At 38.4% G+C, this 25,274-nt stretch carries 23 protein-coding genes; 5 read left to right on the forward strand and 18 right to left on the reverse strand.

Annotated features, from left to right (window positions below):
• Positions 1-13: 13 nt before the first annotated feature.
• The 4 genes from CRS_RS19890 to CRS_RS19905 all read right to left on the reverse strand — a co-directional run bounded on the left by CRS_RS19890 (position 14) and on the right by CRS_RS19905 (position 4,014).
• Positions 14-766 (reverse strand): siderophore-interacting protein, encoded by a 753-nt coding sequence (locus CRS_RS19890; protein WP_228451306.1) that lies wholly within the window; start codon positions 764-766, stop codon positions 14-16.
• 14 nt (positions 767-780) lie between these two features.
• Positions 781-1,956, reverse strand: coding sequence for an MFS transporter (locus CRS_RS19895; protein ID WP_142725703.1), 1,176 nt, complete (start codon positions 1,954-1,956; stop codon positions 781-783).
• 85 nt (positions 1,957-2,041) lie between these two features.
• Positions 2,042-2,650, reverse strand: coding sequence for a hypothetical protein (locus CRS_RS19900; protein ID WP_142725704.1), 609 nt, complete (start codon positions 2,648-2,650; stop codon positions 2,042-2,044).
• 581 nt (positions 2,651-3,231) lie between these two features.
• A complete protein-coding gene (locus CRS_RS19905) occupies positions 3,232-4,014 on the reverse strand; it encodes an AraC family transcriptional regulator (protein WP_142725705.1) in 783 nt (260 codons plus the stop codon).
• Positions 4,015-4,086: 72 nt separating this feature from the next.
• On the opposite strand from CRS_RS19905, the gene CRS_RS19910 reads away from it, so the two are divergent.
• Positions 4,087-5,292, forward strand: coding sequence for an MFS transporter (locus CRS_RS19910; protein WP_228451307.1), 1,206 nt, complete (start codon positions 4,087-4,089; stop codon positions 5,290-5,292).
• A gap of 79 nt (positions 5,293-5,371) precedes the next feature.
• Here the strand turns inward: CRS_RS19910 and CRS_RS19915 are convergent, their stop codons facing one another.
• Complete coding sequence (locus tag CRS_RS19915) at positions 5,372-6,142, reverse strand: MBL fold metallo-hydrolase (RefSeq protein ID WP_142725706.1); 771 nt, start codon at positions 6,140-6,142, stop codon at positions 5,372-5,374.
• A 92-nt stretch (positions 6,143-6,234) separates the two neighbouring features.
• On the opposite strand from CRS_RS19915, the gene CRS_RS19920 reads away from it, so the two are divergent.
• Entirely contained in the window at positions 6,235-6,561 is a 327-nt protein-coding gene (locus CRS_RS19920) for a helix-turn-helix domain-containing protein (protein WP_142725707.1), read from the forward strand.
• A gap of 263 nt (positions 6,562-6,824) precedes the next feature.
• Here CRS_RS19920 and CRS_RS19925 read toward each other — a convergent pair whose 3' ends face one another.
• Both CRS_RS19925 and CRS_RS19930 read right to left on the reverse strand, forming a co-directional pair.
• Entirely contained in the window at positions 6,825-8,537 is a 1,713-nt protein-coding gene (locus CRS_RS19925; protein ID WP_142725708.1) for an RICIN domain-containing protein, read from the reverse strand.
• A 41-nt stretch (positions 8,538-8,578) separates the two neighbouring features.
• Positions 8,579-8,779: a hypothetical protein gene (locus CRS_RS19930; protein WP_142725709.1), complete on the reverse strand. Its 201-nt coding sequence runs from the start codon at positions 8,777-8,779 to the stop codon at positions 8,579-8,581.
• A gap of 544 nt (positions 8,780-9,323) precedes the next feature.
• Here CRS_RS19930 and CRS_RS19935 point away from each other — a divergent pair.
• On the forward strand, positions 9,324-9,875 hold the full coding sequence (locus CRS_RS19935; protein WP_142725710.1) for a hypothetical protein: 552 nt from the start codon (positions 9,324-9,326) through the stop codon (positions 9,873-9,875).
• 121 nt (positions 9,876-9,996) lie between these two features.
• Here the strand turns inward: CRS_RS19935 and bioA are convergent, their stop codons facing one another.
• Complete coding sequence (gene bioA, locus CRS_RS19940) at positions 9,997-11,289, reverse strand: adenosylmethionine--8-amino-7-oxononanoate transaminase (RefSeq protein ID WP_142725711.1); 1,293 nt, start codon at positions 11,287-11,289, stop codon at positions 9,997-9,999.
• A gap of 22 nt (positions 11,290-11,311) precedes the next feature.
• Here bioA and CRS_RS19945 point away from each other — a divergent pair, with 22 nt between their 5' ends.
• Positions 11,312-11,491, forward strand: a complete 180-nt coding sequence (locus tag CRS_RS19945; protein ID WP_114820171.1) for a hypothetical protein — start codon at positions 11,312-11,314, stop codon at positions 11,489-11,491.
• A 151-nt stretch (positions 11,492-11,642) separates the two neighbouring features.
• On the opposite strand, the gene bioB is transcribed toward CRS_RS19945, so the two are convergent.
• The 4 genes from bioB to CRS_RS19965 are packed head-to-tail and all read right to left on the reverse strand — an operon-like array spanning position 11,643 to position 15,021.
• Positions 11,643-12,626, reverse strand: coding sequence for a biotin synthase BioB (bioB, locus tag CRS_RS19950; RefSeq protein WP_142725712.1), 984 nt, complete (start codon positions 12,624-12,626; stop codon positions 11,643-11,645).
• Positions 12,626-13,240, reverse strand: a complete 615-nt coding sequence (gene bioD, locus CRS_RS19955; protein WP_142725713.1) for a dethiobiotin synthase — start codon at positions 13,238-13,240, stop codon at positions 12,626-12,628. The genes bioB and bioD overlap by 1 nt, the downstream gene beginning before the upstream one ends.
• Positions 13,241-13,289: 49 nt before the next feature.
• The gene (locus CRS_RS19960) at positions 13,290-14,405 is read right to left on the reverse strand and encodes a pyridoxal phosphate-dependent aminotransferase family protein (protein ID WP_142725714.1); all 1,116 of its coding nucleotides are present in this window, start codon (positions 14,403-14,405) and stop codon (positions 13,290-13,292) included.
• Positions 14,398-15,021, reverse strand: coding sequence for a hypothetical protein (locus CRS_RS19965; RefSeq protein WP_142725715.1), 624 nt, complete (start codon positions 15,019-15,021; stop codon positions 14,398-14,400). Before CRS_RS19965 ends, CRS_RS19960 begins: the two co-directional genes overlap by 8 nt.
• 66 nt (positions 15,022-15,087) lie before the next feature.
• Between CRS_RS19965 and CRS_RS19970 the strand changes: the two genes are divergently transcribed.
• A complete protein-coding gene (locus CRS_RS19970; protein WP_142725716.1) occupies positions 15,088-16,575 on the forward strand; it encodes a PLP-dependent aminotransferase family protein in 1,488 nt (495 codons plus the stop codon).
• 253 nt (positions 16,576-16,828) lie between these two features.
• Here CRS_RS19970 and CRS_RS19975 read toward each other — a convergent pair whose 3' ends face one another.
• From CRS_RS19975 to CRS_RS20000, 6 genes are read right to left on the reverse strand one after another with little or no spacing between them, the layout of a single operon-like run.
• Positions 16,829-18,016 carry a PepSY domain-containing protein gene (locus CRS_RS19975; protein ID WP_142725717.1) on the reverse strand — a complete coding sequence of 396 codons (1,188 nt, stop codon included), beginning with the start codon at positions 18,014-18,016 and terminating at the stop codon, positions 16,829-16,831.
• 2 nt (positions 18,017-18,018) lie between these two features.
• Positions 18,019-20,436, reverse strand: coding sequence for a TonB-dependent receptor (locus CRS_RS19980; RefSeq protein WP_142725718.1), 2,418 nt, complete (start codon positions 20,434-20,436; stop codon positions 18,019-18,021).
• Positions 20,423-21,811 (reverse strand): AMP-binding protein, encoded by a 1,389-nt coding sequence (locus CRS_RS19985; protein ID WP_142725719.1) that lies wholly within the window; start codon positions 21,809-21,811, stop codon positions 20,423-20,425. Before CRS_RS19985 ends, CRS_RS19980 begins: the two co-directional genes overlap by 14 nt.
• Before the next feature lie 4 nt (positions 21,812-21,815).
• A complete protein-coding gene (locus tag CRS_RS19990; protein ID WP_002979498.1) occupies positions 21,816-22,061 on the reverse strand; it encodes an acyl carrier protein in 246 nt (81 codons plus the stop codon).
• A gap of 1 nt (position 22,062) precedes the next feature.
• A complete protein-coding gene (locus CRS_RS19995; protein WP_142725720.1) occupies positions 22,063-23,466 on the reverse strand; it encodes an MATE family efflux transporter in 1,404 nt (467 codons plus the stop codon).
• Entirely contained in the window at positions 23,463-25,274 is a 1,812-nt protein-coding gene (locus CRS_RS20000; protein ID WP_142725721.1) for an IucA/IucC family siderophore biosynthesis protein, read from the reverse strand. The genes CRS_RS19995 and CRS_RS20000 overlap by 4 nt, the downstream gene beginning before the upstream one ends.

Consider the following 25,274-nt stretch of genomic DNA (forward strand, 5'->3'; position numbering starts at 1 on the left):
CTATTCCCGCTTCCTAAGTACTTTCAGAAGATTTTCCTTCCGATTGTCCTGCCCTCCAGTATGAGCAGATATTCATTGCATGGGCATCCCATTTCAGATTTATTTTAAAATAGGTGCGAAGTTCACGTACCGTGGTATATTCCGCTGCGATATAAACATATTCTTTTAAGACTCCAGGTGGAAACTGAACAGATTTCACTGCTTCTGCAAGCTGACTTCCCTCTTCCGGGTGAGGGTTATGAAGCCATTCCACCGAAATATCTGCTGCAGAGAACAGAATAAGTTCATCTTCTCTGCCTGCAACTTCCAGTACTATTTTTGCCGTTACGTCTGATGGAAACTGTTCTGCGATAGCACAGATAACAGGTAATGCGGTTGCATCCCCTGCCAGCAGATAAAAATCAGCATTTGGAATTAAGGGTCTTGTACTTTCTTTCATTCCTATTTCCAATACATCACCAGGACTGGCTTTCAGTGCCCAGGCAGAAGCCGGACCGTTATCACCATGCGCTACAAAATCTATAGTCAATTCTCGATTTTCCAGATCAATCTTTCTGTTGGTATAGGTTCTGATAAAAGGAGCACTTCCCTCTTCAGTGGGAATAAAGATTTTATTATTAGAGCCGGCACGGACATTGCTCAGCAATCCAGCCTGGATATCGTTGATGTCAAATATCACACGGATAAGGTGCGGAGTAAGATATTGTTTGTTTTTAACGGCAAATGCAGAACGAATCTTTTTCGTTTTTTCTTCTTGAACTATCATAGAATTTTTCATATTTATTTTTTATTAAACAGTAAAATAATCATAGACACGACACCGCTGATGCCTCCGAACAGATAAACGGTCTGATAATCAAACCAGCCTGCGATTAATCCTGCAATGGGACCCGCCAGTCCTAATGAAAGATCCACAAATGCTACATAGGCTCCCAATGCTGTACCTCTCATCTGAGGTTTTACTTTTTGAATCGCGAGCACTCCCAAGGCTGGAAAAATCAGTGAAAATCCGACCCCCGTCAATCCACATCCGATAATGGCTAATGTTTTGGATACAGATGCCCAGATCAGCATCTGTCCCACCACTTCAATGGTCAGTGAGATGAAAGCAATCGTAAAGCCTCCGTATTTATCAGGAAAAGAAGCAAAGAGAATCCTGGTAAAGACATAACAGGCCCCGAAGATGATAAAGGCAAGCGAAGCATCACCCCAGTTTTTTTGTGAGAAAAATAAAGCAATAAAAGAAGCAATACATCCAAAGGCCATTGATGAAAACGCAAGGCCTAATCCCTGTCCGGATATGGCACCGATTACTTTGTAGAAAGGGGTTCGGACGTGATCTTTATCTGTAGGAAGAGAAGGAAGTTTTGCCGTAGAAAGCCAGCTTGCGATGGGAAGTAAAGCAATAAGAGCAAAAGCAGGCATAATGCTGTATTCTTTGCTTAGCCAGATGCTGACTGGAGCTCCGATTGCTATTCCGGCATACATGGCAATACCGTTCCAGGTCATTACTTTTCCGGAATTGGTATGCCCTACAAGGCCTATTCCCCATGTCAATGCTCCGGTAACCAGAAAGCTCTCACCCACACCATGTATAATCCGTGCTATTAAAAGAAAAGAAAGTGCCAGCAGTGGATGAGTCTGAAATAATACAGCCAGTATATAAGCTGCTCCTGCAATCACAGCCAATATCACACCGGACATTTTACTTGTCTTTGCTCCTTTTGTATCCGTAATTTTGCCGGAATAAGCTCGGGTTAAAAGTGTTGACAGAGACTGCAGGCCAATAACAAGTCCCACAATGATACTGTCAAAACCTAAATTACTCTGAACAAACCTGGGAAGTACGCCCAAAGCAATTCCTATTGTCAGGTAAACTCCGAATACCGAAATAATAATCGGAGTGGTTGCCTGATAGAAATTAATAGTCTGTCCTTTTTCTAATGTTGTACTCATAAATTTTGTTTAAAATATTCGGGTGCAAAGGTCCCCGAACAGTTAACACAAAACTTTGATCTAGATCAAAAAAGGTACAGTTGTTTTAATCGAAATCTAAAAAGCTATCGGTAAGCTGCTTCCATTGTATTTTGGCAACTCCAAAAATCCCGGGAACAGCAATGAATAGATTTCTTATTATGTCAACGAATTTGGCATTAAAATTAGGTCTTTCATTTCGTCCATATACTGCTGCTTTTAAATAATCAGGACTTCTCGATATCATAAAGGTAGAAGTGGCTTCTGAACTGTAAAAATGAGCAACATGACGGTTTTTTTTATTTTGGGGATTTCTGGATGGCCTGCAGGTCATTGATATGCTTTCAGAAAAGCTGTCCTGATAAAAGCATATATCTGTCACTTCTACCCAGTCGTATCCTCTGGCCTCAGGCTCTCCCGGGCCCGGAATGTCAATCCGTATAAAATCTCCTTTTTGAGGTTCACGGTCTACAGGATTGCCATCAAAATCATATAATCTAAATGCGGCAAATGCCTTACCGCTATAGCTTTCCCATTGGTTCACTGAGAAAAACCTTTCTTTTAATATGGTAAACTTATGCGGAATCAAGTCCTGTTTAAATACTTTTCTGCTTTCCGTATCATGGAAACCGCCAAACTTTTGTGCAGGAACACTTTTTAATATTTTTGGACTCATATGATAGGGTTTTTAGCAAATTAATACAAAAATCCTCCAAAATTTTATGAGCAGGGTCACAAAAGAGTTAAACATTTGTTTGAATATTTTGTGTAATCAGCTCTCGGTTGGCTAATAATTCACTTTTGAGAATTTATTCATTTTTGGGAAAAAACAGGCATACAATTCTTCAGTTAGCGAAATAAGTTTAATAAGATATGTTTTTATACTGTTAATTTCAGAATCCTAAAGAAAATGAAAGACATTTAGCAAATAATTATTTTTACTTAAAATAAATAATTTTTAAAAAAAATAAGCTTATGATGTTTTGCATAATATGTTTTTTGTTTATATTTGTGAATCGAAATAATTTTTTTTCATCATTTGTGTTTTTTTAAGGTCTCCACTCGTGGAGACCTTTTTGTTTTCAGTTATCTCATAATTGAATATTGGCTGTTGAAGTGGAAAAATGGATGAAATGTGAAATATCTTATTTTTTATTATCGTCAATTGCTTTTATATAAAGGAATGGATGAAGTCTTGTGATGTTAATAACTCTCTTTTTTAATAAATTCAGACTGCCTTTGTGTGCGTTTCTAAGCCTATTGAATGGTTTTAATAAAATCAGTCGGCCTGAACTGCATTACAGACTGAAAGCTTCTGGTATAAGCCTGAACACTCTTATAGCCTACTTCATAGGCTGTTTCTGAAATCGTCAGATTACCCGAACTCAAGTATTCCAGACTCTTGATGATACGAAGCATTTGCTGATATTTGCTTAAGGTAAGTCCTGTTTCTTTTTTGAAGATGCGTTCCAGCGTACGGAGAGATAATAGAGCTGTATCGCTGAGATCTGTCATTTTGATTTCATTTCGGTAATGATTGTGCAGATGCTCTAAAACTTTTGTGAGGCGCTTGTCTTTTGGAAGGCTGATGTGAAGGGTTAGTGAATGTTCTACAAACTGAGGCAGTTCATTGAACAGCGCTTTAAGAAAAAAGATTTCATGATGATCTGTAGTCATCAGCTTAGACCATTTTTCTGCATATTTTATCATTTCCTTTAAAACAGATGGAACGGAAAATACGTTGACTTCATCATAAAAAGGATTGTCTGTATCAATATCTGCAAACATGATCATCAGCCTGATCTTCTCAGAATGGGAATTGGTTTTATGGACTGCATTAGGCGGGATCCATATGGCATGATTTTGAGGAAGGAGATAGATTTTTTCTTCAATAGTAATATACTGAAACCCACTCTCCACATACACGAGCTGGCCTTTCTGATGGTGATGAAGAACATCATCATGAACCCAGTTTTCTTCGAACCATACAAAATAAGGTTTTTTCAGATCATCTATTTTTATAGTATCATTGGCATTCATGTCGTTTTAGGTTAAAATTTTGGCAAAATTAAACAAAATTACTGTGCTAATTTTGTACAAAAGTTTTTTATTATGATGAAGAATGAAGTAAAAAAGAATGCTTCGTATGTTTTATTGATTATTAATATTCTGGTTGTTGTACTGATTTCCAGCAATCTCCGCTCCCCAATTGTTGCAGTTGCGCCTGTGTTGGGAGAAGTAAGAGATGCCTTGCATCTGGATAATTTTCAGGTGAGTTTACTGACTTCTATTCCACTGTTTATGTTTGCTGCCTGTTCTGTGCTGGTTAGCAGATTTTCCAATAAGTTCGGAATCAGTAAACTGCTGATGTATTCTCTGATTATTTTAAGCTTTGGTTTATTTTTAAGAATAAGCGGATCTCTTTGGCTTTTATTTTTAGGTTCTCTATTCATTGGTTTGGGAATATGCATTGGAAATGTAGTTACTCCCGGATATGTTAAAAATAATTTCCCGAAACAGATTGGTCTCATGACAGGCATTTTTGCTGTATCGATGAATCTTACAGCAGCTCTGGCTTCAGGGTTTAGCGTGAAAATCGGAGAATGGACAGGATTCGGATGGAAAGGTTCCCTGGGAATATGGCTGGTGATTGCGGCATTGGGTTTTATGGTTTTATCATTGGAATTCATATTCAATAAAAGAAATCCTGATCAGCCCAAAACGGCGCTCAGTACTTCAGATTTTAATATGTTCAGATCTGCTCAGGCATGGAATATCAGTATTTTTATGGGACTGCAGTCTTTATTTTATTACTGTCTGGTAGCCTGGCTGCCTTCATTTCTTGCTGATTTTCATATGCAGGGAGAAAGTTCAGGCTGGGTATTTTTTGTAATCCAGATTACGATGATTCCTGTTACGTTCTGTTGTCCGATTATTGCCAGTAAAATGAAAGACCAGAGAGCTATGATCCTTTTTATCTGCACTCTGATGTTCGGAAGTACCATGATGTTTGTCTTCCTGAAGTCTCAATGGATTTACGTAAATGCCGTGATCATAGGGATTTCCAATGGATTGTCTTTCAGTTTATCCATTCTGTTCTTTTCCACGAGAACGAAAAGCAGCATCAATGCGGTTAAAATATCAGGGATGGCACAGTCGGTAGGATATCTGATTGCCGCTTTTGGGCCTCCATTATTTGGTAAACTGCATGACTGGGATATTTCCTGGAACAGTTCGTTTTATTTATTGAGTTCGGCAGTATTGTTAATGCTCTATTTTGGGATGAAGGCTGCGAGAAATAAATATGTAGAAGATTAAGACATAAGTTTAAAGGATAGAAATTAATTAATCATTGCCTTCTATCCTTTTTTTTTGCTTCTTTAAACAGTTTTATTAATTAAAATTTTAATTCAGCTTCTTCACCGTCATCAAGTACAAAACATCTCTTCTCCAGTCTGTTTTCATTTATTTTCTCTTTAATAAATTTTCTGTTTTCCCTGCAATGACTTAAAGTTTCCAGATGCGTTACCCAAACAGTAGACTCCGGCGCATATTCACAGACTTTTAAGATATCTTCACGGGTCATAATAATAGGATCTCCTATGGAAAAAGTAGCGGCGCCTCCTGCTACAATGATGTGTTGTGGCTGATGCTTATCGATTTCCTGAGCAATTTCATCGTACCAGATAGTATCTCCTGCGATGTATACTGATTTATTGTCTGTTTTAAATATAAAACCATTCACGATTCCCATTTTTTCTCCGATTTCTCCGGTTCCATGCTGTCCTTTGGTGGTTGATATCTCAATATTTTTGAATTGAACCGGCTCATTACTTACAGCAATAATGTTTGTGAATCCTTGTTCTGCAATCTGTTTTGAAATAACATCCGGGCAGATGACCGGAATATTTTTATCAAGAAGTTCAATAGCAGCAGCGTCCCAATGATCAGGATGAAGATGGGTTACGGAAACCGCATCTACGCTTTCTAATTTTTTAATTAATTCTTCTTTATTAAAAGGCAGGTTTATCAGAGGGTTCAGTAATTCGCTCTCTGTCATTGGCATTTTTCCTCTGGAGCCTTTGTTTCCGAGCATCGGATCTATCAGAATAGAAACTCCATCAATATTCAATAGCAATGTTGCATTGCGCCATAATTGTAATTTCATTTTAGATATTTTTGTTGGATAAAGTTATTACCTTGTAAAAGTAAAACAATCGAAGGTTACCAAAAGGTTAACCATAAATATTTAACTGACCCATGAATTTTGAAGAATTTAAAAACTGTGGATTAAGACGAAGCCTGGATGTCCTTTCTGGTAAATGGAAGCCGCTGATCCTGCAAAACCTCTTTGAGGAAGATCGGGTGCGTTTTGTGGAGCTTTGGCGGAATATGCCCAGGGTTTCAAAAAAAGTACTTGCAGAACAGTTAAAACAGCTGGAAGAAGATTTTATTATTGAACGGATTGAAGTGTATAATTTTCCGAGTGAAGTTTATTATAAACTAACAGAAAATGGACGAAAACTTGGACCTGTTCTTTCTGAACTTCATTTGTGGGGAAATGGATTGAGTAAGAAAATGGATTGAGTTGTCAGTCTGTAATAAGATCTTAAAATGAGTTTCTTTTTGTAGTGAAGTTTAGTTTTTTATTAAAGTTGTTAAACTTTACAAAAATCAGGTGTGTTTATTATGCGTAAAGCTTGATTCTAAAAAGCTTAATTGGTTCAAAATAATCAATGTAAAAATTTAAACAGCTTCATTAAAAAAATCGCGGTAAGTACTACTTACCGCGAAATGGTGTAAAAGATTTTAAAAATAAAATCACATTGATTTGTATCTTTTTGAATCGTTTAGTTCATCGCTATAAATTTGAACTTAAACAATTGACAGGATGTACCATAATAATCCCAAAGCTGCAAGTTTGAGTTACCATCCATAGTACAGTTAGGGATATCCCAACCACGTGTGGCATCCACTTTTGATAATATTTTGTAGTAGCCATTGGAGACAGCGACTACCTGCCAGGCCTGTGCATCATTACCATAGTTCTGCCAAAGCCGTATTGAAGTTCCCAATGTATTGCTGTTACTGGTTAGGTCAATACAACGGTTAGATGCACTCGCTTTGGATACAAAACGCCAGTACCCGTTACCGGCATCGATAGCAACCCATCGCTGTGCAGAAGCACCATTTCGTGTCCATGGTCTTAACACTGCGCCATTGGCATCCTCACCTGATTTTAGATCAAGTACTTTATTGGCGTCAGTCTGAAACTCGATTTCGTAAATACCATTGTTGACCAGGCTATTGTTTGTATTACAGTTTCCAACAGGATAATTGGAAGATGCATATTGTTGGAACCACTGTTTAACTGGTGCAGCGCAGGCCTCCCAATCGTTGTTGTAGGCTGTTCCTGCATTAGGGTCACCCTTGTGGAGGAGGTTATCCGGAGCAAGAACATTCCAGCTTACATTACCCGATTGATCCGCAATATATTTCAGATTCGCACCAAATCCGCTTCCGCCTGCTGTCCCGGTTGTTCCGATACCAAAGGTTCCGTATCCCTGAGGAGCCCAGTCGGTTTCGGTAATGGCAATCGGTGCAATGTCTGCAATAGGCTTAACGTTAATATTCCATGCATTTTGAAAGGATTGATAGTTGCTGAGACCACCCCAGTAACCCGGATAGATGTGAACGGCATATCCGATATTACCACCTGTGATCTGGTTATTGACATAACCCTGATAATGCGACTGCCACCCTGTACCCGGTATCCAGCAGACATTATTGGCCCCGTTGTTACGGATGATATTGACTAATGGCTGGAAGAAGTTTTTAAGTGCTGCAAAGTGCTCGTTCCCCGTTGATCCCCATGTTCCGTTTGTCCCCAGGATCTCAACAGGTTCGTTGGCCAGTTCGAACATTACATTGTCAGCGTTCTTCAGGCTAGGATGTTGAGACAAAAATGTCCATACCGTTTTAAGATAACTATGATAGGCATCGTTCACGGCAATACGGTTTGGACATACGCCTGGCGGGCGTAAGATCACATACATTCCCAGGCTGCGGGCATGGTTGATCAGTGGAATAATCACCTGATCCGTATAAGTTACCAGGCGGTTGTAATTGAATCTTGAGATATCGTTCTCAGGGATAGCCGGTCCGGGATCATTGGTCCAATACGGATCAATATGAAGGCGGATGTAATTGAGATACCAGCCATCGGCAGAGCTGCTGAGCTTATTCATGACAGCTTTGTTGTAGTTCAGAGCTCCCTGAACATTGTAATTGTCCCAGGTACAGTATCCGGAATTGGCACCGTACTGGCATCCATTAAACCAGGGGCTGGGTGTTATGGCAACCCCATGTAAGACAACGTTATTGCCACACGGATCTTGGAGGTATCTGCCTCCGACATGCAATGTTGGTGTTGCGGCCAATGCTCTTGCGCTGGCATTGAGGTTGGTTTCGGGTTCTTCGAGTAAATTTTTCTCATCCATCGTAGAACAGCTGGAAAGAATAATTAACAGAAAGGCCAGTAGCCACATTTTGTTTGTTTTCATAGTTTAAATATTAATATTAAAAGGTGATTTTATTTTACTCATCAATGTTTCGATTCCCTAGCCTGTACAGGAGGGTTGGATGTTTTAATTTTAATTGGACGGTAAGGTAATGCTGCAACACTGTAATGATCACTCAATAGGATACTGAGCATGATCTTTGTTGCTTTGTTCTCAGATTTCAGAACAATGGAATCGTTTCTATTCCTGTTGAGAGTGTTTCTTCTCATTTCTGGATCATCCATCTTAAATATGATATTATGAAAATCTGAATTCTAATTGATAACTATTGTTAGTTTGTGATAAAAATACATATATTATTGAATATAAATCAATATTTATTTAAAATTAACATAAAAAAATCAATATCATAAATAAAATAATCAGTAAATAGTCATAAGGTTTTTATAATAAAGAAAATAAACAGAACCTTATCATAATTTTTTTTTATGATATAGATTAAAAAAAACGGAAGTCATATTTATTTTGTATCAAAACTTTTAATATTAGCTCAAAAAAACCTCACAAAAAAAACGAGATTCCTATTAAATCATCAATGAAATTATTGTAAGGGAAAATATAATTACTGATTTTGATGATTTTTGGTGGAGATTAAATGTCCCTTAGAATCCATTTACAGATAATGCCTTTTGTCCAGAATCTATTTTTCATGTCTTCCCCAGACTTTATTTCATTTTTTGTACCTTTAAATGGATAATCTTCTGGGAGCCCTTTTTATCCGAAAAGGTTAACAGATTCAGTATAAAAGACTAATAACAATTTTTACAAATGAAAAGAATCATTATTTTGATTTCCTGCGTATTAGGTGCATGGGGACATGCTCAGACTACACTGCCGTCCATTCAAAGATTTACTACAACTTCCCGCGGACTATCTGTCAATTCAAGAAAAGGAACATTGATTGAGAAAAAAATAATTAATGTTGGTAGGTTTAAGAATCTGAATATTCAGAAAATCGTAACCAAAGATGTTTCAGATAATTCACCAGAAACTCTTCTGGGAATTATGTATGAATACGAAACTTTTGATGAAATCTCCAAGAAGACACTCACTATAGATAAAAATGAATTGGAAAAGCTGATCCAGGCTCTTCAGATCATGGAACAGAAAGAAAATGAAAAAACAAATCAGGAAACCAAATATAAATTCGTTACCATGAGTAATATTGAATTCGGAAGTGTTTATCGGGAAAAACTTTCTTCGTGGCTTCATTATATAAAAATCCCATCCAATCATTTTAATCAGAATGTACTGGATTTCAATAAAGATGAACTGAAGGAGCTAATTGCTATTTTAAAGAAAGCAGAACAGGAACTCTAAGAAACAATCAGACAACTATTGTGGATGTAAAACGCTAACTGCAAAAAATTTAAAAACCTTATAGGTTTACAGGACCTATAAGGTTGAAAAATTAAAAAAAATTATTACCTGAAGGGATCGTTTAATCTCTAAACTGATCCAAAACTTCCATAATATTCTGATATACAAAATCCAATTCTTGGGAAGTAATACAATATGGCGGAACCAGATAGATTACATTTCCCAGCGGCCTCATAATAATCCCTCTCTGTAAGAATTCATTGTACAGCTTCTTCCCTATCTCATTGAAATAAGAAGTATCATTCCCGGTTTTAAAATCGAAAGCTAAAATAGTTCCGATCTGTCTAACCTTTTCTACATGAGGATGTAAAGCAAGTGTTTTTACAAACTCTGAATGTTGATGAGCAATGCGGTTGATATTCATTTGAGTTTCGTTTGTCAAAAGTATTTCCATACTGGCGAGAGCAGCCGTACAGGCTAAAGGATTTGCAGTGAACGAATGTCCGTGAAATAAGGTTTTATAACGGTCATCCGACAGAAAAGCATTGTAAATTTCATTGGAACAGGTGGTGATTCCCATGGGCATCGTGCCTCCCGTTAAACCTTTTGAAAAACACATAATGTCAGGCTTTTCCGTAAGATAATCTGCTGCGAAAAGCTTACCTGTTCTCCCAAATCCGGTAAAAACTTCGTCCTGAATCATAAGAATGCCTTCTTCTCTGCAGTATTTCATCAGCTGGCTGAGATCTTCAGGTTTATACATCAACATTCCGGCAGCTCCCTGAATTAGCGGTTCATAGATAAAGCAGGCTACTTCATCAGCGCGTTCTTTAATCTGCGCATGCAGGCTTTCCAGATTTTCTGAATTGGGTGTGTCAATAAATACAACTTCAAACAGCATGCTTTCAAAAGGTCTTGTCCAGAAACTTTTTCCACTTACAGACATCGCTCCGAAGGTGTCTCCGTGATAAGCATTTTTAAAAGCTAAAATCTTTGTCTTCTTCTGTTCTTTATTGTATGCATATTGAATACACATTTTTAAAGCAACTTCTACTGCTGTAGACCCGTTATCTGAATAAAAAACTTTTTCCTGGCCAGCCGGAAGAAGTTTCAGTAAATTTTCTGAAAGCTGTACGGCTGGTTCATGCGTAAATCCCGCAAAAATAACCTGCTCCAATGTATTTAACTGTTCAAAAACACGCTGTGCAATATAAGGATGAGAATGTCCGTGCAACGTAACCCACCAGGATGAAACAACATCCAGATATTTTTTTCCTTCGTTGTCATACAAGTAAATTCCTTTTCCCTTTACAATTGGAATGGCATCATCAGCTGTTTTCATCTGGGTGTAAGGATGCCAATTGACTGCTCTATCCCTCTGTTGAAGGCTGATTTCTTTTGTTATTGTATTCATATTATAGATCTAAAAAGTAGAAATGAGTGATGGAATTGGATTTAACAATAATTTAGTTGAATATGTTGGCGTAAATGTTGGATTAATCGCAAAGGCGCAAAGTTTTATCATAGATTGCGAATATTTTAAGGCGCAAGAAAATCAAAGATTTTCAGCAAAGAATGTGTTTAATTTTATCGGAGATAAAATCCTTGCGCCTTAAAATATTTCTTACTACAAAAGATTTTGCGTCTTTGCGTTTTCCAACTTGTACTGCAGTTTATAAAAATTCAAAAACCAATTTTATAATAAGCGCTATAATACCAATAATCCAACTCATCACTCATCATTTATCATTTATAATTCATAATTATCTAACAGCATGTTTCTTTTTTCATCATAGGTTTCAGTCCTAAGGTCTGCAGCATCTGCATGTCTTCAGATACACCCGGATTAGGTGTTACTAAGAGCGTTTCTCTTTCTCCTGTGAAAATAGAATTAGCCCCTGCCATAAAGCACCACGCCTGCTCTGTTTCAGACATTTCAATACGTCCGGCACTTAATCTTACCATAGAAGACGGCATTACAATTCTGGCTGTAGCAATCATTCTTACCATTTCCCACGTGTCAACTTTTTCATTATCTTCTAATGGTGTTCCTGCTACTCTCGCTAATGCATTGATAGGAACGGATTCCGGATGTTTTGGCATTGTTGCCAGTGTAAGAAGCATTGAAATTCTGTCTCTGTGTGTTTCACCAAGCCCGATAATTCCTCCGGAACACACCGTGATTCCTGCTTTTCTTACATTATTGATGGTATTGATCCTATTGTCAAAAGTTCTGGTAGAGATGATCTCCTCATAATACTGCTCAGAGGTATCAAGGTTGTGATTGTAAGCATATAATCCTGCTTCCTGAAGCCTTACAGCCTGTTCTTCCGTAAGCATCCCTAACGTACAGCAGACTTCAAGACCAAGGTCATTTACTCCTTTCACCATGTCAATCACTCTGTCAAAATCACGGTTATTACGAACTTCACGCCATGCTGCCGCCATACAGAACCTTGAAGATCCCGAATCTTTTGCTTTTTGTGCATGGGCAATTACGGTTTCTGTAGGTAATAAAGCCTGTACTTTGATGTTGGTGTGATAACGTGCTGCCTGTCCGCAGTAGGAGCAGTCTTCAGGACATCCACCTGTTTTGATGGATAATAAAGTAGATATCTGCACTTCGGAAGGATCATGCCATTGGCGGTGTACAGTGGCTGCTTTATAGATCAGTTCCATCAGAGGAAGGTGATGAATTTCCTCAATTTCTTCTTTCGTCCAATTGTTTCTCAATGTTGTTTTTGTATCCATTATCCTATTTTTGTTATTGTTAATTGCTTTGCAGCATGTTTGATAGATTCTTTATCGGGGGTGCTGATCTCCGGAATCTTTATGATTTTTGTTTCTTTTTCTATAAAACTGCAGATCACTCTTTCTGTATCTTCCGGGAAATCTCCGTTAAGAATTAAATACTCAAGCTGAATTTCTCTCTGTTGTAAAGCCAGGATGGAGAGCAAGCTATGATTGATGCAGCCTAAATAATTTCTGATTACCAATGCTACAGGAAGACTTAATTCTTCAATGAGATCAATCATAAAAGTAGTGTCTGAAATGGGTACCATAAGTCCTCCGGCTCCCTCTACAATTAATGGGCTTGCTGTTTTTGGAAGTTGAAAATCATTCAGATTGATGGTGATATTTTCTTCTTTTGCAGACTGATGGGGTGAGGCTGCCAGCTGTAAACGGTAAGTTTCAGGATGACAGATATTTGTATCAGTCCATGCTTCAATTTTATGACTGTCTGTATAGTGCAGATCACCTGACTGTATGGGTTTCCAGTATTCTGTTTTAAAATGCTGAACCAAAACGGCTGAGCACACTGTTTTTCCTATTTCGGTTCCTATTCCTGTTATAAATAATTTCATTTTTTTTGTGATTCGGGGATTCGTGTTCCGGGTTTTGAATGTTATTTCTTTAGTTTTCAATAAATTCTTCAATAATTCCTGTCAGTTTTACAATTTCCTCTTCTGTGTTAAAGCTGTGGAGGCATATTCTTAACCTTTCACTTCCTGCTTTTACTGTGGGACTGTAGATGGCATAGGTTAAAAATCCTTCCTCAGATAAAGCATCCTGTAAGCTTTTCAGTCTTTGGTTATCCGGTATTATAATAGCCTGAACCGGACTTGCTTCTGCGGACGGAGACTGTAAATTCCTGCTTCGGAAAGTTTTAATATTGTTCTGAAGCTGAATGGCCAGGTGGTGATTTTGATCTAAAAATTCATATCCTGTTTTGATACTCATCCACTGAAAATCCTGTGCTGAAGTCGTATAAATGAATGGGCTTGCAAAATTCACCAGGTAAGATTTCACCGTTTCACGACAAAGAATTGTGGCTCCATGGCTTCCGAGGGCTTTTCCATAGGTTATGACTGCGGCAGAAATCTGATGCTGTAATTGATATTGTTCAATCAGTCCATATCCGAAGACTCCAAAAGCGTGAGCTTCATCTACAATCAGAGAGGCTTTGTATTTACTGGCGAGTGAAGCGATTTCCCGGATCGGAGCAAAATCCCCTTCCATAGAATAAAGGCTTTCTATTGCGATATAGCAGTGATTTTTTTGTTTTTTTAAAATGTTTTTAAGATCTTTAAGGTCATTATGTTTGAATTTCAGTTTTTTAGCATTCGATAATTTACAGCCGTCATGCACTGACCGATGGATCTGTTCGTCCACAATCACGGTATCGTGACGGCTTGGAAGTGTAGAAAACAAAGCCAGATTGGCATTGTATCCGGACGGAAAAAGTAACGCAGACTCAAACTGATGTTTTTGAGCAATATCCTTTTCCACAGAAACTGCAATATCGCTGTTTCCGCTAATTAGCCTTGAACCTGTACTTCCGGAAAGCAGCTGAGGGTTATCTGTAATCTTTTGTAGTAGTAAATATTGAAGTTCTTTACTTCTTGCAAATCCCAGATAATCATTGGAATAAAAATCAATTCCATCAGATTGAAGTTTTAAACGCCTTAATGTTCCCTCCTCTTTTCTTTTGTCAAGAGATTCCTGAAAATGAGAGCTGTTGCTAAGCATAATTCAATTGAGTGACTTCCTGGGTAACAGCATTGATCCATTCTTCATGCAATTCTTTTTCTATGGTTAAAATATGTTCTGCATGATACTTCCAGTCTGGAGCAAATTCATTAAGCTGATGAATCATTTCTTCCAAATGTCCTTCTTCTTCAAGAATGATCGATTTTACCATAATTTTAGAAGATGCTTCTGTAAGTGCTTGTTGATAGACCGGATAAAGCTCATCAGCACGGACTTCAATAGCATAGGTTACAAAAAGATAGGCCGCGTATTTAATGTCTGTTTTGTTGAGATTGAATGCTTTCTGAAGGTAACGGCAGGCTTTAATATCCAATGAGTGGAGATATTGGCTTGTTGCAATTGGCGCCAGAAGTTCTGTGCTTTCGTAAGTTTTGCAGAGCTCAGGGTTTATTTTCCCAATTTGTTTTTTTAAATAATAAGCGTGGCGGTGTTCCTCAGCAGCATGTTTCAGCTGGATCTGAGAAACCAATGTTGGATGTTCACATTTTGATATTTTTCTTGCACCGGCATTTTCCATAAAAGAAAGGGTGTTCAGCCACTTGGCGTGGGTACTTCCTTTCTGTACAATTTTTTTTAACAGATGATGAAATTCCATAGATTTTTATTTTGATGTCAAAAGTAGTATATTGCCGGATGGTTACATGGTGCCAGTTTTGATATTATGGATAGTCCGGTTAAAATTCCCTACGAAAGTTTTATTAAGATTGATAGAAAATCAGAAACATCTATCTATTTACAGATTGCCAACCAGCTGATCAATGCGATTCAGAGAGGATTTTTACCTTTTGGAACCAAGCTTCCGGGAACAAGAACTTTCAGTGAAATGCTGGAAATCCACAGAAATACAGCTGTTGCAGTGTATGATGAGCTCTCTGCACAGGGCTGGACGGAGAGTTTTCCGAATAAAGGAACATTTGTCATTGGAAAAGATCAGGAAAAACCTGTTAAATTGAATGATTTTAAAAATAATCTTCAAAACTACCCTGTTTCGACTGGTTTTTCATTCAAAACATCCAATATTCTCGATAATCCTTTTGAACATTCGAATTGTGAGTATGTGTTTAATGATGGGGTGCCGGATATCCGTTTAACTCAAATCGGGCAGCATTCCCGGTTTTACAGCTCAATTCTGAAGCGAAAATCTAACCAGAAAGCGTTGGGACATTATAATCATGACGGAAGTGAATTTTTTAAAGAACATTTATCCCAATACCTGAATCTTTCCCGTGGACTTCCAATTTCCAAGAACAATCTGCTCATCACCCGAAGCACGGAAATGAGTATTTATATCGTTTCCGAAATTCTTCTTTCTGCTGGAGATACCGTATTGGTGGGAGCTTTGAGTTATTTCTCCGTCAATATGATCTTTATGAAAGCTGGGGTTGATATTGTTTCTATTCCCATTGATGAGGAAGGGATTATTGTAGAAAGTGTACGGGAAGCCTGTAAAAAGCAAAAAATACGGATGCTTTATCTTACTCCTCACCACCACTATCCTACTACCGTTGCACTGAGTGCACAAAGAAGGTTTGAATTATTGGAATTGGCCAATGAATATGGATTTATTATCCTGGAAGATGATTATGATTACGAATTTCACTACGATAAAAGCCCAATTCTTCCTTTGGCCAGTGCTGATACGAACGGAATGGTAATTTATATTGGTTCTTTCGGAAAATCTTTGGCTCCAGGGTTTAGGACAGGTTTTATTGTTGCTCCGGAGAATCTGATGACCGAAATGCGTAAATATCTGGGGATTATCGATCGCCAAGGGGATATTCTGATGGAAAGAGCGCTTGGAGAGATGATTGCAGAAGGGGAAATCAACCGTTATCTGAAAAAATCTTTAAAAGTATATCAGGAAAGGCGTGATTATTTTGCTTTGCTGTTAGAAGAAAATCTTGGGGATTTTATTACTTTTCAAAGACCTTCCGGAGGGCTTGCTATATGGCTGGAATGGAATATTCCGCTGAATCTGATGCAGCTTAGCCGGAATTGTGTGAAAGACAATCTTTTCATTCCTAAGACATTGTTATATCAGAATAAAGGGCTTACAGCCATGCGTTTAGGGTTTGGAGATCTTAATTTTGAAGAGATGAATAAAGGAATTGAGGTTTTTTCGAAGAATGTGAAGGGATTGATTGGTTGATTTATAATCAATTGCATATTTCTTGGTTGGAAAACGCAAAGGCGCAATTGAGATGAAGAGAACTTATTTTAAGGCGCTAGGATTTTATCTGCGATAAAATTTGATACTGGAGTAAAGAGGTTATACAGAAGTGTCATTCTGAACGAAATGGAATGTAGTGAAGAATCTCTTAACATAAATTATTAATGAGATTCTTCCTTCGTCAGAATGACAAAAGCCGGATTATTAACCTTTGAGATAACTCTTCTCTTTATTAATGGTGAGAAGGAAAAACTACTTTGTTCTTCTTATGTTTTGGTTTCTTCTTTTTCTTATTCAAATAGATAATAAAACCGGTAATTGGGAGTGACAGTGCGATAATTGCTGCCAGAAAATAAATAATTCTGGTGGTCAGTCCCAGAATACTTCCGGTGTGAAGATCATAATTTCTTTCTCTTAATGCGGTTCCATATCCGATATTGTTGTTTTTATACGATTGAGATTTTAAAATATCTCCTGAATACTGATCAAAATTAAAGTGTTCATTTCTATACTGCCTTCCATCATAAGTGAGCTCGGCATAATAGGTCCCATCTTCTGATTTTGGAAAATTGACAAGTGCTGATTTTTTGTTTTTCAATTCTTTTTCCATAGTATTTCCGATCAGATTGAGGATATTTTCCCGATTTGAAAATTCCTCGAAAGAGATTATACTTTTGACTCTCTTTTCTGTGGGGGTATTTCCGTTCAGTGTGTTCTTTACCCATTTATCTACATCCTTAAAGCTCCATATCAATGCGGAATAAGAGATTAAGAGTAAAGGAATGATGGCATAGAATCCTAACACATTATGAGCATCATAGTTAATCCTTTTCCAATTGGCTGATACTTTAATGAAAAACATTCCTTTCAGCATGGCTTTACTCATTTTGCGGGGGTACCATATCACAAGCCCTGATAGAAGGATTACAGCCAATACCAGTGTGGAATAACCGGTAATTGTTTTTCCGATTTTTTCACCCAGCAGAAGTCTTCTGTGAAGATCCAGTACAATTTCGAAGAAGTCTTTTTTGGCATCTTCTACTTCCTGCACTTTTCCGGTGTAAGGATCTACATAAATTCGATAATAATAAAGATAAGTTCCCCAATACGTCCATGCTTCATCATTCATTTTTAAGGTACGGAATACATAGGTTCGTGATGGATCGGAAGACATAACGACTCTTTTGACTTTTAAGCCTTCGGGAAGTGCTTTTTCTGCTTTTTCCGTAAGCTCAGACAGTGAAAGTTTGTTTCTTCCGATATTTTCAACGTAATATCGGTTGGGGTGAACCATATGTTTTAATTCTTCTTCAAAAACCAGGATACATCCTGTAGAGGCCATGATAACAACGATAAGCCCGGACGTGAGTCCGAGCCATAGATGTAACTGATAGGAAATTTTTCTGAATTTCAGCTTCATTCTTAAAATTTAAAACTTACCTCAGCAACGAAATTACGGGGCATCTGAGCGACCACCACTCCCTGCCCTGCAAAATACTGTACGTTGCCCAGGTTATTCATTTTAAATCCTAGTCTGTATCTTTCTTTTTCAAGGGAAATAGAAGCATTGACTAAAGTATAAGCCGGGAATGCAAACTGTCCGGTAACGGTTTTATTTCCGGTAATCTGTTTTCCAACACGGTTTACCCCGAAACCAATTCCAAGTCCCTGAAGTCCTTTGATCGGAAGAATATAACTGATCCAGGAATTGAATACATTTGCAGGACCAGCAGATTCAGGACGGCGACCGTCTACAGCTGGATCTGCTTTTTCGTATCTGCTGTGATTGTAGGCATATCCGGCCATAATATTTAATCCCTGAACAGGATTCATGATGGTTTCAATTTCAATCCCTTTACTTCTTTGTGTTCCATCCTGAACAACAATATTGTATTCTTTTCCGTCACGGATTACACCGCTTCCTCTCTGGATATTGTCAACAAGAATATCGTAATATGAAACGGTAAAATTAACCTTGTTTCTCCAAAGGTTCCCTTTCAATCCTACTTCCCACTGATTCGCCATTTGAGGTTTCATTTCCCCGCTAATGTCCGGAAGCTGCTGTGCAACAGGTGCTGTATAGCTGAAACCATTCATATAGTTACCATAGGCAGATAACTGGTCTTTCAGGATTTGATATACAATTCCTACTTTTGGAGACCATGCGGTCTGGTTGAAATCTCCCGTACGGATATTGGTGTTCAGGTTCAGCTGGCCTTTACTTTCGTAGTGGTCCATACGTAAGCTTAAAAGGGTAATCAAACGGTCTGTAATATAGGTAACATTTGAAATATAGGCTCCATAAAGATTGGATGCAGAATTATTTCTTACCAAAGGAGCTGTGGAGGTCTGGATTTTCTGCAATACAAGATCTCTGGTGATATTGGCATATCCTGCTAAAGTCTGCCCGTTGATATTGTCATATACCACAATCGGGGAATGGTTATTGTTGATGGTCTGATTCAGATAATCTAATCCGATCAGCACTTTATTTTTAACGTTTCCGATTTTAAATTCTCCATTAAAATTCTGCTGAATACTGGTAGAAGAAGCTTCCGAGTTCTGCCACTGTACATTACGTTCCAACATCGCATCACTGGTATTTCCTCGGATAAACTGGTACTGATATAATCCTTCCGTTTTTCTGAAGTTTCTTGAAAGCAAAGTCTGTGAGGTCCACTGATCTGAAATTCTGTAATTCGCCTCAGCTTTTACATTGATAGATGGTGCTTTTAAAGTAATATCATTATTGGAATAGGATTTTTTCCAGTCGAAGCCCAATTCATCCGGATTGTGGGCGAAGTAAGGTCTTGTTCTCGCAAGGAAAATAATCGGCGTGTTGGTTCCTTCATAATTGTAGATCTGAGCTCCCAAGTTAAATTTCAATCTGTCATTCACCTGATAGCTTATTGTAGGTGCCACAAAGAATGACTTTCTGAATTCAGAATCCCTGAATCCGTTCTGATACTGATAGGCGGCATTTAAACGGAATAACATATTTCTGGATTCTGTCATCGGGCCATAGACATCAGCGGTTACACGGTTCAGATTATAGCTTCCCATGAGATAAGAAGCCTCTCCTCCAAAATAATCTTTTGGTTTTTTGGTCACGACATTAATTAAACCTCCGAAAGATGTCACAGCGCCACCATACAGGGTTCCTGAAGGTCCTTTAATCACTTCCAGACGTTCTATATCAGCAGGATCAATTTCTCCGTTGGTCGTTGCGGGAACACCGTCTACCATCGATACTTTGGTAGGGAAACCTCTAAGGCTGTAGTAGAAACTTCCGTCTCCTGAACCTCTTCCCGGACTTCCCTGCATTTTTACCATACCCGGAACGTTTTTGAGGACTTCCGAAATATCGTAAGTAAGCTGTTCCTTCATGATCTGCTGGTTGATGCTTGTGTAAGCCTGTGGATTTTCAAGAACTTTCAATGGCATTTTAGCCACTGAAGTACTGTCTTTATCCAAAAATTTATTTCTGCTCACTGCATATACTGTAATTCCCTCAATCACATTATTGTGTAACGGGGCATAGATCGCAGGGATTTCATAGACATCTTTCTGAATGTGGATGGGCTCCCTCATCAGTTCGATGTCATTTAAAACCACCTGAAGCGTATATTCTCCAGGTGGTACATTTTCAAAGTAATATTCTCCTGAATTATTGGTTTTTGCCTGATAAGACGTGTTGACAAGTCTTAAAACAGCATTTTTTACCGGTGCTTTTTCAGACAGCATGATTTTGCCATGAATTCTGTCGCCCTGCTGTGCAGAAAGCGAGTTGGAAGATAAAGCAAGACCAAGAAGTAATATAAGGGTTTTAGATGTTTTCATGCTGTAAGTTTTGTAACAGGGGATAGTTTATTTTACCGTTTTGTGATAATGGGAATGATTCTATACGTTCTGTGCGTACATATTGCGGGTTAATACGCAGTTTATTTTTAATGATTTCGGTGATGATCTGAGGATCTATTTCCGGATTGTCATACAATACCACGATTTTTTTATCATTGGCATTCAGACATACGAAAGTATTGCCCCGCATTTCATTTTTAAGGATAAATTCTACCTCATCAAGATTAAGACGTATGCCGAAAAGTTTCATGATACGTTTTATTCTACCTGTGATATAATAAATTCCGTTTTCACCTTTTCTGGCGGTATCTCCGGTATGCAGTACGGAAGGCTGCTCATATGTGGCAAGATCTTCCAGTTTATTGGCATAGCCTCCGAAAATACTGACATGAGAAAACAGCAATTCATCCGTTTCAGGATCAATTTTGAAGCTTCCTCTTTCTACCACATTTCCGATTGATGTTTCTTCTTCCAGCAATCCTTCTGTAGTTAGGTAAGCCATTCTTCCTCCTGCTTCCGTCTGTCCGTATTGTGCAAAGAATTCTTTTTTAAATTCATGACAATAAGAGAAAATAGTTTTTCTCAATTCAGCATTGATTACTCCTCCGGTATGGGTAAAATACCTCAGACTTGGAGAATCTTTTCTGAAAAATCCTATTCTGTTCAGGTTTTCATAAAGGAAAGGAACTCCGCCCAAAGTACTGTAACCGTATTCCTCCATTTCGTCCCAGAATGCTTTCTGCATAATGTCTTTATCTGTACATACGATTCTTCCGGCACGCATACAGTTGGTGGTGAAAATAGAGAATCCGTACACAAAGTTGATCGGAACGTTTAAAGGAACTACATCAGTATCCAGAATCGGCATATACTGAAGAATACTCAAGGCGTTCTGGTAAAGGTTTTCATCAGATAACTTAACCAGTTTCGGAACACCTGTTGTCCCTGAAGTACTCAAAAGGATTTTGATGTCAGGATGAATGGTAACCTCACTCCTATAATCATCCTTTGTAAAGATACTGATATGGTCTGAAAATGCTTTCAGAGTGTATCCTTCAATGGCCTCTCTCTGTGGATCAAAGATGTATTTCGGACGGTATTCTGCCTCAATACGTTCTTTGAATTCCTCATGCAGTTTCTGTCCTAGTACCGCAATCGTGTGCGCTGTTCCGTAAAAATTGAGAAGCACCTCAATGCTTGGCAGCTGATTGTCATTGTATAAAAAGAGCAGTCCTTTTTCTACAGGATTTAAGCCTAAAGTGCGGTACAGTGTTCCCACCGGTATTGTTGTACCGGTGGAAGCATCTGTAAACGCCAGGTTCTTATTGGCAATTACATTTTCTAAAATTTTCATAGGCCTAGTTTTCTACGAATACATCGTATTTTTTCATTTTTTCGCGAATTTTTCCGACGGTTCCCATCTCCAGAATATCGTTAAAATCAAACTTGATCTGATAAAACTGTTCAAGCGCTTCTACAATAAGAAGGTGGGACATAGAATCCCATTCCGGGATCTCCTGATACGTTAGTTTTTCATCTACCAGTTCTTTTTTTATAGCGATGGCAGAGGCGATTATTTCATAAAATTCTTCTGTAGTGTTCATTTTAAATTTTTATAGTTTTCCATTTTCCATTTTTAAAAATCATCAGGAATAGCACAGCTAAAACTATTTCCGAAGAAACGATAGCAGTAAATATTCCTCTCAGTTCCCACTGAAATCTTACTCCTAAGAGATAAGCAAGAGGAAGCTGAATGACATAAAACATGACGAGATATAGCAGTGTAACCTGCATAATATTTCCGGCAGCATTCAGGGCACGGCTGATGACCATGGTAAATCCTAACAGCAGATAAGCCATTGATACCACATGGATATACTGCACAGCATATCTTGCGACCTCTGGTTCTGTAGTGAAAAATTTCACCACATATTCCGCAGCAATCTGCCAGAATAGGGCTACAAGTACCAGATACGTCATGTTGATGGTTCCTGCTCTCCAGACTGTCTTCTCAGCACGTTCAGGCTCTCCGGCACCCAGATTCTGACCCGTAAGAACTCCGGCGGCATTTCCTATTCCCCAGGCAGGCATCGTGGCTACGGAAGCAATACGCTGGGCAATAATATATCCTGCAAGTGCTGTAGTTCCGAAAGTGGAGATGATCTTCACCATAATCAGCCAGCTGGATGTTGGGATAATATATTGAACCAGTCCTCCAAAGGCGAGTTTCAGAATCTTCTGCAGCAATGGAATATCAAGCTGTAAAGGAACTCTGATACTGATGCTGGTTTTTCCTGTGGCAAATACAAAAGCCTGGTATAAAACGCCTAAAAGCCTTGATAAAACTGTAGCATATGCCAATCCCATCAATCCAAAAGCAGGAATAAATCCTAATCCGAAAACAAGGACCACTGCAAAAATGATATTCGAAATATGGCAGATCCAAAGTGACTTCATGGCAATATCGGCATCACCTGCCCCTCTGAAAAGCCCATTGACAGACAGACGGAGAATTACAAGCCCGATACTCAGGAAGACGAGTCTTGAAAAAGAAACTCCCTCAGTTACGGTACTGGCATTGATTCCCAGAAAATCAACAATTTCTGATGCAAAAAAGCAGGAAACCCCACCAATAAGCACTGCAAAAAACAGGGCCAGCAAGATGATGTATTGGGCTGTTCTTCCCATTCCTTCTTTATCTTTTTCGCCCGCTCTTCTGGCCGTAAGGGTTGCTGCAGCAATTCCCAAACCTACGGCAATGGCATAAGCAAAGTTGATGTAGTTATCTGTAATTCCCACAAGCCCAAGAACTTTGTCTCCTAATTTTGCGATAATCAATAGATTGACGCTTACAAAAACAGATTCCATGACAAGTTCCATCACCATAGGAATGGCAAGACTAAAAATGGAACGGTTGATACTTCCGGAAGTGAGTTCAACTTTCTTTCCGGCTATGGCTCCATACGTAAAAACCGCTCCTTCTTTTAGGATATGCAGGAATTTCCTCATACTGCTGCTACTGAATTTTTATTGGCAATCTGATACAGCGGATTTGGCAGTGCTCCGTCTTTTCTCGGAATGGCAAATGCCTTGTTTTCACTGTAACCGTTATTTTTCAGACGCAGACTGTTGATATAGAATCTTTTGAATGCCGGCACGTACAGGTCATACTTTTCGTATCTTTCCTGAAGGTGAGTATTCTCAGCTTTATAATTTTCTACACAGTTGTGAACGAGTTCCCAGAATGTTTCTTCATTAAAGTTGGAATACGTATGCAATGCATTCGACAGATATCTGAAGAAAGCATCAAAAACGCCCAGCAAAATAAACAACGGGATATTTTCTTTGTTGGAAGACTGGATCAAACCGTCTGCAAGGTGTGCAGGAAGTTTTTCTCTGGCCTCTGTAGTAAGTACAATATCATCCACAAAGTCTTTGATGACGATTCTCTTCGGAACTCCGTTCTTCAGAACCACCATAATGTTTTCTCCGTGTGGCGTTACACATAATGAATGGGTGTAATAAATGTGTAATAATGGGGTAAGATAAGCATCAAGATAGCTTTCAATCCATTCTTTAATGCTCACTCCTGCTTTTTCAGCAAATGCCTCAACCAATGGAACTCCATTTTCATCTACATAAAGTAAAGAGGCCATGGTTACCATTTTTTCGTCTTCTTTCAGATAATTTTCAGCACTTTCTCTCCATAATGCGCCAAGGAATTCATTATATTGATAAGGTACGCTGGCAATCGCTCCATACTGTGGATGCAGATACGTGATGGCAGCTTCTTCTCCCAGGAAAATAGTTTCTTTATTCTCCAGATAAGCATCATCTTTAATTAAGCCTTTTACCCAGTCTGTAATGGCTGGCGCAATTTTCATCTGTTTAGGCGATAATCCTCTGATATTCCCTGTGCTCAGAATAGAAACAGCGGTTTTCAGGTATCTTTTTTCAGGATGATCTACATTGAATAAAGTACGGATACTCTGCTGCGGACTGTACGTATCACTACCCTCTCCTAACTGGATTAAAAGTCCGGAAGCAATATCTCCCGCAAAATGAATCTGAAGCTTATGCTCCCACTGCCATGGATGTACAGGAATAAAATGATAATCTTCAACAACTTTTCTTTTGCTCAACAGCTGCTGCTGAAAATCATTGTATAAATCCTCTCCTATTTCAGAACGATAAAACTCATCTCTGTCAATATGTTCCAGAGCCTGGAATGAAGATCTGCTTTTATGAGAAGCCAGCCAGATCACTTTTAAATTTTCATCGGCTTCAGGGGCAAATGTTTTAAGATCTCTTGGAGAAAAACCCAACCGGCTTTTGTTCACAATTACCCATGGATGTCCCGTCATATTATGCTCTACAGTTTGATAATCCACATCAGCAAGCTCTTTTGAAGACATCACTCCTCTTGATAAGGTTAAAGCATCACAATACAGTGTATGGAGTAACTCTTCCGTGTATCTTGCAATCGTATAAGGATCTAAGTCAAAAACAGACTGCATTTCCAGGAAGAAAGCCGCTACATCTACTGAAGACAGATCTTCACCATTTTCTGTTTTTGTAATGCTGTCTTTATCAATATGCCAGTAATCCATCATTCTTTCCTGTCCGCGGAAGCTGTAGACAATATTTTCAACTCCGGTTTCAAGGGTAAAAACAGTATATCCGTTTTTATTTTCAAAGGTTACCACAGGTTTTAGAAGCTCTTCATGCATCAGCTCTGCGATGGTTTTGGCCATTAGGTTTCTGTTGGCCTGATTCCAGTTTTCCTGGCTTACTGTATTTTTTAAGTTGGTGTTCAT

It is taken from the genome of Chryseobacterium sp. ON_d1, assembly GCF_006829085.1.
Taxonomy (GTDB): domain Bacteria; phylum Bacteroidota; class Bacteroidia; order Flavobacteriales; family Weeksellaceae; genus Chryseobacterium.

Bases quoted from the DNA above. Each gene is read 5' to 3' on its own strand.
- CRS_RS19975 (WP_142725717.1), bottom strand. From the start codon at position 18,016: ATGAAGCTGAAATTCAGAAAAATTTCCTATCAGTTACATCTATGGCTC.
- CRS_RS19915 (WP_142725706.1), bottom strand. From the start codon at position 6,142: ATGAAATTACAATTATGGCGCAATGCAACATTGCTATTGAATATTGAT.
- CRS_RS19905 (WP_142725705.1), bottom strand. From the start codon at position 4,014: ATGAATGCCAATGATACTATAAAAATAGATGATCTGAAAAAACCTTAT.
- bioA (WP_142725711.1), bottom strand. From the start codon at position 11,289: ATGAATACAATAACAAAAGAAATCAGCCTTCAACAGAGGGATAGAGCA.
- CRS_RS19910 (WP_228451307.1), top strand. From the start codon at position 4,087: ATGATGAAGAATGAAGTAAAAAAGAATGCTTCGTATGTTTTATTGATT.
- CRS_RS20000 (WP_142725721.1), bottom strand. From the start codon at position 25,274: ATGAACACCAACTTAAAAAATACAGTAAGCCAGGAAAACTGGAATCAG.
- CRS_RS19945 (WP_114820171.1), top strand. From the start codon at position 11,312: ATGAGTGATGGAATTGGATTTAACAATAATTTAGTTGAATATGTTGGC.
- CRS_RS19930 (WP_142725709.1), bottom strand. From the start codon at position 8,779: ATGGATGATCCAGAAATGAGAAGAAACACTCTCAACAGGAATAGAAAC.
- CRS_RS19920 (WP_142725707.1), top strand. From the start codon at position 6,235: ATGAATTTTGAAGAATTTAAAAACTGTGGATTAAGACGAAGCCTGGAT.
- bioB (WP_142725712.1), bottom strand. From the start codon at position 12,626: ATGGATACAAAAACAACATTGAGAAACAATTGGACGAAAGAAGAAATT.
- CRS_RS19895 (WP_142725703.1), bottom strand. From the start codon at position 1,956: ATGAGTACAACATTAGAAAAAGGACAGACTATTAATTTCTATCAGGCA.
- bioD (WP_142725713.1), bottom strand. From the start codon at position 13,240: ATGAAATTATTTATAACAGGAATAGGAACCGAAATAGGAAAAACAGTG.
- CRS_RS19990 (WP_002979498.1), bottom strand. From the start codon at position 22,061: ATGAACACTACAGAAGAATTTTATGAAATAATCGCCTCTGCCATCGCT.
- CRS_RS19985 (WP_142725719.1), bottom strand. From the start codon at position 21,811: ATGAAAATTTTAGAAAATGTAATTGCCAATAAGAACCTGGCGTTTACA.
- CRS_RS19900 (WP_142725704.1), bottom strand. From the start codon at position 2,650: ATGAGTCCAAAAATATTAAAAAGTGTTCCTGCACAAAAGTTTGGCGGT.
- CRS_RS19925 (WP_142725708.1), bottom strand. From the start codon at position 8,537: ATGAAAACAAACAAAATGTGGCTACTGGCCTTTCTGTTAATTATTCTT.
- CRS_RS19970 (WP_142725716.1), top strand. From the start codon at position 15,088: ATGGATAGTCCGGTTAAAATTCCCTACGAAAGTTTTATTAAGATTGAT.
- CRS_RS19890 (WP_228451306.1), bottom strand. From the start codon at position 766: ATGATAGTTCAAGAAGAAAAAACGAAAAAGATTCGTTCTGCATTTGCC.
- CRS_RS19965 (WP_142725715.1), bottom strand. From the start codon at position 15,021: ATGGAATTTCATCATCTGTTAAAAAAAATTGTACAGAAAGGAAGTACC.
- CRS_RS19960 (WP_142725714.1), bottom strand. From the start codon at position 14,405: ATGCTTAGCAACAGCTCTCATTTTCAGGAATCTCTTGACAAAAGAAAA.
- CRS_RS19995 (WP_142725720.1), bottom strand. From the start codon at position 23,466: ATGAGGAAATTCCTGCATATCCTAAAAGAAGGAGCGGTTTTTACGTAT.
- CRS_RS19935 (WP_142725710.1), top strand. From the start codon at position 9,324: ATGAAAAGAATCATTATTTTGATTTCCTGCGTATTAGGTGCATGGGGA.
- CRS_RS19980 (WP_142725718.1), bottom strand. From the start codon at position 20,436: ATGAAAACATCTAAAACCCTTATATTACTTCTTGGTCTTGCTTTATCT.